This window comes from Adlercreutzia mucosicola DSM 19490 (genome assembly GCF_000422625.1).
In the GTDB taxonomy this organism is placed as follows: Bacteria; Actinomycetota; Coriobacteriia; order Coriobacteriales; family Eggerthellaceae; genus Adlercreutzia; species Adlercreutzia mucosicola.
Genome location: NZ_AUGK01000005.1, coordinates 15,382 through 27,881, shown reverse-complemented (window position 1 = coordinate 27,881; position 12,500 = coordinate 15,382). Strand labels below are relative to the sequence as shown.

The following is a 12,500-nucleotide window of genomic DNA, read 5'->3' as shown; positions in this document are numbered from 1 at the left end:
CCTTGTCGGGCTACGTGTGGTACGACAAGTCCAACGACGGTCTGCAGGGCGAGTACGCTCCCGATCCGGAGCAGCCGAACGCGAAGGTGACCGAGCCGCCCGTGGCCGGCGCCCAGATCTCGCTCGAGCGCTACGTGCAGGTGGTGGGCGACGGTTACACCGGCGATTGGCTGTGGGATACCCAGTGGGCCGACGAGGCGCCGGAAAGCTACCGCGACCAGTTCGCCGGCAGCAAGAACAACATGAAGCCCGGTGTGGGTCGGTGGTACAAGAACGGTGAGGGCGTCGATGCTGACGGCAACCCCGTCACGGGCCTGGCCACCGATGCCGACGGCTTCAGTCTGGACGCCAACGGGCACCATGTGTTCAGCGCGACGGGCTACGGCTACGCCAACACCACGACCGACGCCGACGGCCGCTTCTCCTTCGGCAACCTGAAGACCTCCGACTACCGCTACATGAAGGACGGCGAGCTGGTCAGCTTCGACACGCCGGGCGCCACCCGCGTGCTGGTGATCTACGGCTACAAGACCCGTGTGACCGACGAGCGCTTCCGCAGCCGCAATCTGCTGGCCGCCAACTACCAGGAGGGCACCGACTACACGCTGGATTCCGATCTGGTCTACCGCGACGGCTACATGATGGCCGACGGCGAGTACGCCGTGCTGCTGAACGTGGCCGACGATGCCGACTACGTGGCCGATGCCGACAAGCACGCGGCCGCTCCGGTGTCGGTGGGCTCCCAGGCCTCCAACCTGGTGGAGGGCGCCAACTCGGGCAACGCCGACCAGAACAACGTCGACCGCTACGGCCGCTTCCCGGCTCTCGTGGCCGGCGCGAGCGAGCCTGAGGCCGCCGGCCACGAGGTGGTGGCAGGCGTCGCGCCCGCCACGCTGTCCTACGACCGCGCCAAGGGTGCCGGCCGCGCCCACAACGACGCGGGCATCATGGATATTCCCACCCACTACATCGCCGGCTACGTGTTCAACGACGCCAACTACGACGGCGTGTACAACAACGGCACCTCCGACGACTTCGAGGTGGCGGGCAACCGCTACCACGAGCAGGGCCTGGTGGGCAAGAAGGTCATCCTGAAGCAGTGGTACTTCAAGCCCGCGGCCGACGGCAACGGCGGCCAGTGGATTCAGAAGGCCGACTTCGACAACGGCCAGCGCGCCGAGGAGCCGAAGAAGCCCGAGGTGCCCACCGATCCGACCGATCCCGCCAATCCGGTGGACCCGGCCGACGACCCCGCCACGGCCGTGATGCTGGCGGCCTACCCGGCCTTCGCCGCGGCCACCCTGGCCGAGGCCGGCATCGCGCTGGCCGACGCCCCGGGCGCCGGCACCCCGGTGACGGGCAACGTGGAGGTGTCCACGCTGACCATGGAGGCCACCACCATCGACGGCGACAAGGTGCGCGATGGCTACTACCGCTTCGACAAGCTGCCGGTGTACGTGGCCGTGGACGGCACCGAGTACCTAGCCGGCTACACCGTGGAGGTGCTGGGCGGTACCGATGCCATGGCAGTGAACTACCCCGTCACCAAGATGGAGCAGACCCGCACCGTGGACGGCACCGGCGTGACCAACGACGATCAGAACTCCACCGCTCAGGTGATCGGCACCGAGCTGGTGAACGGCAACGGCATCACCTACGCCGCGGCCGATGGCGGCGACGTGTTCGCGAACACGAACTACCCGCTGCTGTGGGCCAACCGCACCGGCCAGGGCTTCGCCAAGGACACCCACAACGCCGGCTGGACCAGCGCCGACGGTGCCGAGAAGGTGGGCCCGGTGGCCAACAGCTCCGTCTCCACCCTGGACGGCATGATCGTGCTGGCCGGCAACACCACCGACTTCACCCAGGACGACAACTACAAGGTGGCGGCCACCCGCGGTGCGGGCGACAATGCCACCACCGTGGCCTTCGACATGGCCACGGGCCGCGACGAGGACAACCTGTCCGCCGGTTACGGATACTTCGGCACCACCGAGGTGTCGGGCTACGTGTGGTACGATGCCAACTTCAACGGCGTGCGCGAGGTGACTGCTGGCGCCACCGTGGGCGAGAAGGCCATCTCCGGTCAGGAAGTGCGCCTGACCCAGTGGTACTACCTGGACGGCGAGCTGTCCGCCGATAAGACGCAGTTCATCGCCGACGCCAAGACCTATACCACCACCGCCGGTGCCACTGCGGCCCTGCGCGGCGATCTGACGGCCGGCATGAAGACCTTCGACGCTACCGATGCGGAGACGCTGGAAGTGGTGTACGAGGCCGACGGCACCACGGTGCGCGGCGCCTGGATCCGCAACATGAACTTCGGCGACCTGTCCGCCGCGCCCGATCCCGACCCGACGCCGGGCGATGGCGACGGCGCGGGCAGCGGTACCGTGGCACCGGCCGCTCCTGCGGGCGGCACTCCGCTCGGCTACGCGCGCGCCTTCACCGAGGCCGACGGCGACTACCGCTTCGGTGATCTTTTGCCCTACGTGCAGTTCGACGCCGAGGGCAACCCGCTGACCACGGCCGAGAACGTGGCGAAAGCCACCGACGACATGCTGGCCATCGCCGCCTACCGCGTGGTGCTGCCCGAGCTGCCCGAGAGCCATGTGCTCACCCTGTACCAGTCGGGCCAGGGTGCCTCGAACAACGACTCCGACGCCAAGCGCGATGTGCTGCGCACCGAGGCTGTGACGGTGTACCCGCAGTTCACCGCCACCGGCGAGCAGGCCGACGGTGCTTACGCCAAGAAGACGGGCTTCATCACCACGGCCAACACCACGGTGACGGGCGTGAAGCACCCGCTGCCCTACACCATCAGCATCGGCGGCGCCGCCTACGACATCGCCAACGAGTTCTCCACCCGCGAGAACGTGAACACGGGCCTGTTCAAGGTGCCCACTTCCCAGATCACGGGCATCGTGTGGGACGACACCGAGCGCGATGCCAACGGCCGCGCCGAGAACACCGCCTCCGACGGCATCCGCGCCAAGGACGAGAAGGGCATCGCCGGCCAGACCGTGCTCGCCACCCAGTGGTACTACGTGCCCGCCACCGCCGCGGCCTTCGGCCAGCTGGTGGGCGATGTGCACGTGGGCATCATCGAGTGGGTGAAGTCCGACGGCGCCAAGCAGGTGAACGGCACGGTTCCGGCCGATGCCGTGGGCGCCTGGGTGCAGAACGCCCAGTTCGGCAGCGACTGGGTGACCACGAAGCTGCCGGACGGCGCCAGCGACCGCGTGCCGGTGGTCACCGGCGGCGTCAGCCGTGCCGATGCCGCGGGCCTGCGTTCCGTGGTGGCCGTGAAGACGGCTGCGGCCGACAGCAGCGCCACCAAGCTCGACAAGGACGGCAAGAAGGTGGCTGTGGAAGAGGGCGAGTACGTGTTCGACAACCTGCCTGCGGGCGTGGTGAAGTACAACACCCAGACGGGCACCGACGAGTACTTCCTGGCTGCCTACCGTATCGAGCTGGCAGATCCGGTGGATTACGTGCACGAGGCCGATGTGACCGACAGCGAGGACAATGTGCTGCACGCCCAGGGCACGCTGAACGACCCGTGGCACTTCACGGCCGCCAACCAGGGCAACGATGTCGCGGCCGATTCCAACGTGGCCGCCACGGCCGCCGGCATCGCCGGCAACGCCGACACCGTGGGCGCCACCCCGGTGGCCATGGCCGACGAGGACGAGCGCAAGCTGTATCACAGCTCGCCGGTGGTTCAGCGCTACGATGCCGCCGGCACCCTGCGTGCCAACAACGGCCAGGTTATCCTGGGCTCAGTGGCCGGCAAGGACGCTACGGGTCTGGACGCCTCCTTCTCCACCATTCCGGTCGGCCATGCCATGGACGACCGCGGGGAGGTGCGCTACCAGTGGACCGAGCCCGTCATCACGCGCAATGCGGGTGATGTGGGCGAGATCGAGCCCGCCTACCAGATCATCGCCGGCTACGTGTGGAAGGACAACGACTACCACGACGGCCTGTACACCTACAAGCTCGATCTGCCCCTGGCCTCGGCCACGGGCTACCCCGACCCCGAGGAGACCGATCCGAACTACGACAACCGCACGAAGCTGAAGCTGACCGATCCCGAGGGCGGCCGCGTGGGCACGCATATGTACCTGCGTCAGTGGTACTACGACCCCGAGAACACCAACCCGAAGATGGGCAACAGCCACTGGTTCCCCACGCAGGCCTACGGCGACAGCGTGGCCACCGACGAGGCCGAGGAAGCCTTCGCCTTCAAGAACACCACCACCCAGGGCGCCAACGCCGCCCGCGGCACGCTGGACGGCTACTACGAGTTCACCGACCTGCCGGTGCGTGTGTACGTGAAGGGCAAGGAGTACCTGGCCGGCTACACCGTGGCCATCAAGGGTAACCCGGGCTTCAAGCCCTCGGATAGGGAAGTGATGGTCACGCCCGACCCCTATATCACCACCGATAGCGGCTTCGTCGGGTTCGACCACTGGAACTCGAAGGGCTTTGCCTACGTGAAGCCCAACGCGTCCAACCCCGACGAGAACCGTCACGGCGCCAACACCTTCCCGCTGAAGCGCAACGAGGCCAATTCCAACACCGGCTACGTGCATACGCTCGACTCGATGCTGGTGCTGGCCGGCTCTACCGCCGACGATGCGGCGGGCACGAGCGTGGCCGCGGGCCAGTACGTGAAGGGCGACGGCACCTACAACTTCGACCTGAGCTACGGCAAGAACGACCTGTACATCAACGGCGGCTACGTGATTCCGCCCAGCGCGCCCATCGAGGGCTTCATCTGGAACGACGCCGACTACGACGGCGTGCGCGACGAGGATGAGGAGGGTATCGCCGGCGTGACCGTGCGCATCACCCAGTACTACCTGAAGGACGGCGTGTGGGTGCGCACCGAGAACGTGTTCGCTGACGAGGTGACGGCCGACGACAACGACAAGGACGGCCTGCCGAAGGGCAAGTACGTGTTCGAGGACATGCCCGCCAGCTACCAGCCCGATCAGACCGATACGACCGAGTACCTGGCCGGCTACCGCGTGGAGGTAGTGGAGCTGCCGAAGGGCGCCACCCTGACGAAGCCCCATGCCACCACCAAGGCAACCGACGACGGCTATGCCGACGACTCGGATATCTACCGCAGCAGCGAGGGCACCTTCCCCATGGTGAACCGCTTCACCACCGTGGCCGACGGTGCCACCGAGCCGCGGGCCGACGGCATGATCATCGTGGCGCGCAAGCGCACCAACGAACATAACGACGCCTACCCCTACGCGGGTGTGGACTACGACATCAAGATGGCCGTCCAGCGCCAGCAGGGCGGCGACGGCGGCCTCGTGTTCGTGCCCTCCACGAACATCGACGGCGAGGTGTGGGACGACAGCTACCATCCGGTGGCCGGCGACCCCGTGCGCGATGCCGCGGCCCGCGCCAACGCCTACAACGGCGTGCACGACGCCAACGAGCTGGGCCTGGCCGGTCGCACCATGATGCTGTCCCAGTGGATCTACGATCCCTCGGAGAGCACCCCGTGGCAGCCCTACGGTGCCTATGGCACGCGCGAGCAGGTGACCGACGGCAACGGTGCCTACCGGTTCGATAAGGTGCCCACGGCCATTTGCGAGACGGTGGCCGATCGCGCGATCTCGCTGGCATCGCTGCCCGACCACGCTGACGAGAAACTGTTCAACGACAAGTACTACCTGGCCTCTTATGAGGTTGAGGCGAAGGGCCTCGAGTCGGGTTCCGATGACGGTGTGTGGATGCTCACCGGCTTCCACCAGGGCACCGACACTGCCAAGGATTCCGACGCGGCCCACATCGACCGCGTGGGTACCGCCCACGGTATCGTGGTGACCGACACCACCACGGTGAACGGCAAGGACGCGGCGGGCAATGCCGTTACCTTCACGGGCACTCGCGCCGGCGCCACCACCACCATCGGCACGGGCGACGCCACCGTCACCCTGCCCAAGGGCGGCCGCATCATCGTGGCGGCCGAGGGCGCCGAGGGCGTGACGGCTTTGGCCGACACCGCCGACTACAAGACCGTGGCTGCCAACCAGCTCGTCATTGCCGACGGCACCACGGGCGCGAGCGTCGCCTACGACTGGCTCACCGTGGCCGGCACGTCGGTGGCGGGCGGCAACGTGGGCGCTGTGGCTCCCACGAAGCAGTCCATCTCCGGCATTTTGTGGAACGACGAGGACAACGACGGCGTGCAGGACGACAACGAGCGCGCCGACCAGCTGAACGGCTACGAGGTGGCCCTGGAGCGCTACTACTTCGACGGCACGAACTGGGTGAAGGACGCCGACTACCAGTACGGCGAAGTGGTGCAGGAGGACGACGGCACGGGCACCGGCACCATGGTGGACGTGCTCAAGCCGATCCAGGTGACCACCGAGGCCCACGCCATCGGCTCCATCGACAGCGCCTTCGCCGGCCTCATCAAGGGCTGCGGCCTGCGCACGGTGCCGGCCGTGGGCGGTTACGACATCGTGCAGGACGGCTACTACGAGTTCACCGACCTGGAGCCGGCCGGCAAGAAGGACGGCCAGTGGGTGGTGTACGGCTACAAGGTGAAGGTGACCGACGCCCGCGTGACCTCCGGCGACCTGTTCAAGGCCAAGGCCCGTGCCAGCGAGACCGTGACCGAGGACGGCGCCGAGGTGACCCGCCCCGTGGCCTACGAGAAGAATTCCGACCTGTTCGTGAACAATGAGCTCACCCAGACGGCCACGCCCGGGGCCGCCACCGTCGACCCGGCCGTGGAGGACGAGTTCATCGTGCTGCTGGAAGTGGTGGACGCCGAGGGCAACACCCCCGAGTACGTCCGCGACAACAACGGCACCCCCGAGGTGGTCATCGCGAAGCGCCATGCGAACGCCTCGAACATCGTGTACGCCCCGGCTTCCCATAACGACGACCAGACCAACGCAGCCAACGCCGACAAGCGCGGCAACCTGGTGGCCTACGACCTGATGATGTCCCACAGCCGCAGCCATTCCGACGGCGGCCTCATCATCCCGCCCACCTACAGCATTTCCGGCTACGTGTGGGAGGACTACGACTACGACGGCCTGTACAACTTCACCGACGAGATCCGCGTGGTGAAGAAGAACGGCAAGAACGAGATCGAGATGCACCGCGAGACCGGTTACACCGGCAAGCAGGTCGTCCTGAAGGCCTGGTACTTCGACCCGGCCGCGAACGGCGGCGCGGGCGCGTGGGTGGCCGGCGGCCAGTCGGTGCTGCGCGGCGCGGGCGTGACCGACAAGCGCGTGCCCATGGTGAGCGCCGCGGGCGTTCCCGACCAGCTGACGAGCCTCACCACCACCAAGAAGAAGGTGGAGATCACCGCCGACCGCCTGGATGCGGCGAAGTACGACAGCTTCGAGGAGCTGGCGGCCGCCGATGAGGCCGTGTACTCCGAGGGCACCGGCGACGCCAAGAAGTGGTACAAGGACGTGGAGGGCTACTACGAGTTCGCCGACCTGCCCACGGCTGTGAATCTGGGCGGCACGTGGTATCTGGCCGGCTACACCGTGGAGGTGGACGGCTCGAACACCGCCACCGGCATGGCCTCCACCCTGGTCACCACCCATCAGTGGCAGACCACCAACGAGGACGCCTGGAACTCCAAGAGCCAGCCCATGACCAACGCCGAGGATAGGGCCCACGGCTCCTTCTACGACGCGGGCAACTACCCCGTCTTCTGGGCCGAGACCGACCTGCAGACGGGCGAGGCGGCCCACGTGGGCGCCGGCTCCAAGACGGGCGTTTCCAAGAACGTGTACTCCGGCAAGACCGATGCTGACGCGAGCGTGCTGTTCGGCGGCCGCATCGTGCTGGCGGGCATCGCCGACGACACCTCTATGGAGGGTCAGCATCTGGACGTGACGGTGCCGAACAAGGTGACTGAGAACGGCGTGGAGTCGGTGGTGGAGACCCCGCTCGACTTCGACTTCGCCCGCGGCCAGCACCAGACGGCCATGAACGCCGGCTTCGCGCCGCCCGACCGGTCGAGCCTGGCCGGCGTGGTGTGGTACGACGAGAACTACGATGGCATCCGCGACAACTTCAACGACGTGGTGGACGACCCCGAGAACGCCCCGGCCGAGGACACCGAGGAGGGCCTCGAGGACATGACCGTGGTGCTGACCCAGTACTACTTCGTGCCCAAGTTCGACGAGACCCACACCCACCAGCTGGTGGAGGACGAAGACGGCAACATGTTCTACTACGCCGACGACGCCAAGACCAAGCTCACGCTGTACAAGGCTTCCGCCGCCAACAACGTGATGGCCGCTTCCAACGGCCAGGTGTACTACGTGCGCAACGGCCGCCTGTACAAGTACGAGACCACGAGCCGCTTCCAGAACCTGAAGGATTCCGGCACGTGGGTGGAGAACAAGGCCTTCGTGGGCTCGGGCGCCTACCTGGTGAAGACCCCCGAGGTGAAGAGCGCCGACGGTAAGGTGATCGAGGCCAGCCGCGTGGTGTTCGCCGATTCCGTCGGCACCATCACCGAGGATCCCACGACCCACTTCGAGATGGCCGACTGCGTCATCGACGGGGTGGCCGTGGCCGGGTGCACCATCCTCTCGAAGCCCTACGAGCGCACCACCCTCACCGACGGCAAGGGCACCTACGACTTCCGTCAGCTGCCGGCTTACGTGCTGGTGGACGATAAGGAGGCCATGCCCACCCAGCCGAACTTCGACAACGTGTACCAGCCCGAGATCGTGCTGACGGCGAAGTCGTTGGCGGCCCTGCAGGCGCGCGACGTGACGGCGAACATGCTGCGCTCGCTCACCTTGGCCGAGCTGGAGGGCCTCTCCGCGGCCCAGATCGCTAAGATTCACGAGCCGAAGTTCGTGGAGAAGCAGGTCCAGAAGACCGAGGAGCGCCAGGCCACCGACACCGACGGCAACCTGCTGTTCGAGGACGGCGATCCGATCATCGACCCGAATACCGGCCAGCAGGCCACCGATCCGGTTACCGGCGACCTGCTGTTCGAGCAGGTGCCCGTCATGGAGACCGTGCCGGTGTTCGAGGAGAAGCAGAAGGTCGACGAGAACGGTGAGCCTCTGTTCAACCGCGTGCCCGTGGTGGACACCGATGGTAACCCGGTCATCGACGAGACCACCGGCGAGCAGATGTTCGAGCGCGTGCCGGTGATGGAGTCGGTGCCCGTGATGGAAACCGTCACCGTCGAGGTGGAGAACGACCTGCTCACTATTTACAACGAGCGTCTGGCGGCCCTGAAGGCCGACAACGCCCGCAAGTACGACACCGCCTCCCCGTACCTGGCCGGCTATGCCATCAAGGTGCTGGAGGACGGCAAGTACGTGGCCAGCCGCTTCCATGTGGATTCCGAGGGCGCCGACCGCGACTCCGACCTGAAGACGTTCAACGCCTCTATGGCCGGCAAGTACAACGAGGACGGCTTCAACGAGGACACTTACGCCGTGGTGGCCCAGGCCGCCAAGGAGAACGTGGCGGTGTCCGAGCGCTACGACGTGGCCTACAAGGGCGTGCAGTACGACCTGGCCAACCGCCTGTATCTGAAGCACGCCGGCGACGCGGGCCTCGTGCTGCAGGACCCGGTGTACATCGCCGGCAAGGTGTGGGACGACGTGAACGGCGACGGCCTGCAGGACGAGGGCGAGCCGGGCGTGCAGGGCGCCACGGTGAAGCTCGTGCGCTACTGGTTCGACACCACCGGCGCCGGCTTCCTGGAGCGCGATCCGCGCGAGCAGTACGACGTGGAGCCCTCCGACGCCATCACCGAGGAGCGCATCAAGGAAATCCAGGCCATGGCCAACGACGAGATCACCGAGGCGTGGCTTATGGATGCGGCCCGCACCCTGGACGAGCTGAAGGTGCTCGCTGGCGTGGACGACCACTTCGACTACATCTTCGGGTGGTCTACCACCATCACTGATGAGGTCACCGGCGAGATCAAGATCATCGAGCATCCCGGTGCGCTCGACGGCAAGCTGGCCGCGGCCTTCGATGCGAAGTGGAACGAGCTGGAAAGCAAGCTTATGCCCGGCGACGACGACAAGGGCGTGTGGCGCCGCGACTGGAGCTTCACCCAGGAGGACGTGGCGGTGCTCATGGAGGACGAGGACGGCGAGGCCGGCTCTTCCAACTACACCATCGACGAGCTGAAGGGGCTCATCCGCGAGGAGACCTACGATCCGGGCGAGGCCGGCGAGGAGTACGTGCCCGGCGGCGCCTTCGACCAGACCGTGAGCAGCGGCGACTGGGCGTTCTTGGCACCCGGCACCGGCTATCACGACCTGCGTACCGACGACGGTTCCGTCGTGCCCTTCCCGGTGCTGTTCGGCTACCGGGTGGAGATCGTGAGCTACCCGAACGAGGAGAAGTACATGCCCACGCTGCAGCAGGTGGGCGACGACGACACCATCAATTCCAACTACGATGCGGTCACCGATGCGCTGCTGCCGAATGAGGCCGACGTGAAGCTGCCCTCCGGCTACGACGCCGTGGGCGACCTCATCGTGCTGTCCCGTTTGGCCGACGACAACGAGTCCGAGGGCTCGCGCACCGAGGGCCCGGTGGCCAAGTTCGCCGACATGAACGGCGGCGCGGGCTCCGGTTCCGGCTCTGGCTCCGGTGACGAGGGCGAGGGCGACGGCTCCGAGGACGGCGATGAGACCACTGGCGGCGAAGGTGCCGGCGGCGAGGGCGACGGTTCCGATACGGGTACCGAGGGCTCTGGCTCCGGCTCCGGCGACAGCGGCGCGACCACGTTCGCGACGGGCCGTTCGCTCCTGCGCGCCTTCGCGGCGATGGACACCGTGGCCTTTGCCAACGCCGTGGCCGCGGCCGAGGGCGACGCCGATGCGCCGGCGACACCCGAGCTTTCCCCCGAGCAGCAGAGCGTGCTGGACGAGATTCTGGCCGCGACCACCCTGGAGGAGCTTCAGGCCATCGACGCCGACGCCGCCAAGCACGTGCTCATCTTCGGCAAGCCGCTCATGAACGGCGGCGTGCCGGTCATCCAGGACGGCCTGCCGGTGTACGAGGTGCCGCAGAGCAAGCGGCTCATGGAGGCCTACGAGGCGCGCCTGGCCGAGCTGTCCGCTCCCGTTGAGGCGAACCTGTGGTCCGACATCAACTGGCAGAACTCCATGGACCACGACTTCGGCCTGGTGAAGATCGCCGAGGCCGACATCCGCGGCCTCGTGTGGCAGGACAACGGCTTCGACGGCACCCGCGACGCCGGCGACACCCAGCGCTTCGGCGGGGTGCCGGTGAGCCTGGAGCGCTACTGGTACGGCCAGACTGCCGACGGCTCCATGGGCTGGATCGCCGACGACGCCTTCAACAGCTCGGCGGCCGCGCACACCGTGTCGGCCGGCAACGGCGAGTGGGCCTTCGAGAACCTGCCCACCGCCGGCATCCGCCGCGACCAGAAGACCGTGGTGCTGTACGGCTACCGCGTGAAGGTGGACGACCTGCCCAAGGGCTACGGCGTTACCCTCATGAACGAGGGTGCGGCTGATGTGGATTCCGACCTGGACGAGATGACCAAGATTCTCGATCCGGCGAACCCGGTGTCCGGCATGATCGTGCTGGCGGTGCCGAGTGAGCGCACCGACCTGGCCACGGGCGGCCTGACCGTGTACCTGGCCGGGCCCGGCGGCACCTGCTGGCTCGCCAGCGAGGCCGAGGACTCCGACCACAACGACACGGGTCTGGTGCCCTACGCCACGGCCACCATCGCGGGCGTGGCCTACAACGATCCCGAGGGCGACGGCCTGCAGGATGCCACGGCCGAGTACCTGCCCGGCATGACGGTGCACCTGGAGCGCAAGACCCTGGACGGCCAGGCCGCCGTGGGCTTCAGCGGCGCGTCCTACACGCCGACGGCCCTGCAGGCCGTAAGCGGCACTACGGTGCGGGCCGACGAGGGCTGGACGGAAGTGGCCTCCATGGAGACCGACGTGAACGGCGCCTACCGCTTCGCCGGCCTGCCCATGGTGGACGGCTCCGACACCCCGTATCTGTACCGGGTGCGCGCCACCATGCCCGACGGCGGCGAGTTCATGGTGCTGAACGCCGGCGACGACGACAATAACGACAACGACTGGGGCGAGGCCACCGGCCAGGTCATCGGCGAGGGCCGCCAGGGCATCACGCCTTCCATGTGCGTGCTCGGCAACTTCCGCGTGGTGCGCAGCGAGCCGAACGCCTACGGGCAGAAGTTCAACCTGCTGTCGCCCTACAACTGGACGCCCGAGGTGAACCGCTCGGTCGACCTCGGCATGACGGGCGCGGGCGGCTGGCGCACCCTCATCTTCACCACGCCGTGGGGCACCAAGGTGTTCTACGTGAAGCTCCCGCAGACCGGCGACGAGCTGATGCCGCTCATGTTCGGCGCGGCCCTGCTGGGCGCCATGGCCCTCCTGCTGGCCGTGATCGCCCGCCGCAAGAAGAAAGAAGACGAGGAGGAAGAGGAAGAGTAG

1 protein-coding gene (running past one end of the window) is annotated in these 12,500 nt (G+C 67.2%); it reads left to right on the top strand.

All coding sequences use genetic code 11. The features are described from left to right. A protein-coding gene (locus G503_RS13360) for a PASTA domain-containing protein (protein ID WP_035021598.1) crosses the window boundary here: on the top strand, positions 1-12,500 show its 3' portion. It extends 54,316 nt beyond the left edge of the window; 12,500 of the gene's 66,816 nt are visible here — the last part of the coding sequence; its start codon lies off the left edge, out of view; it ends in the stop codon at positions 12,498-12,500.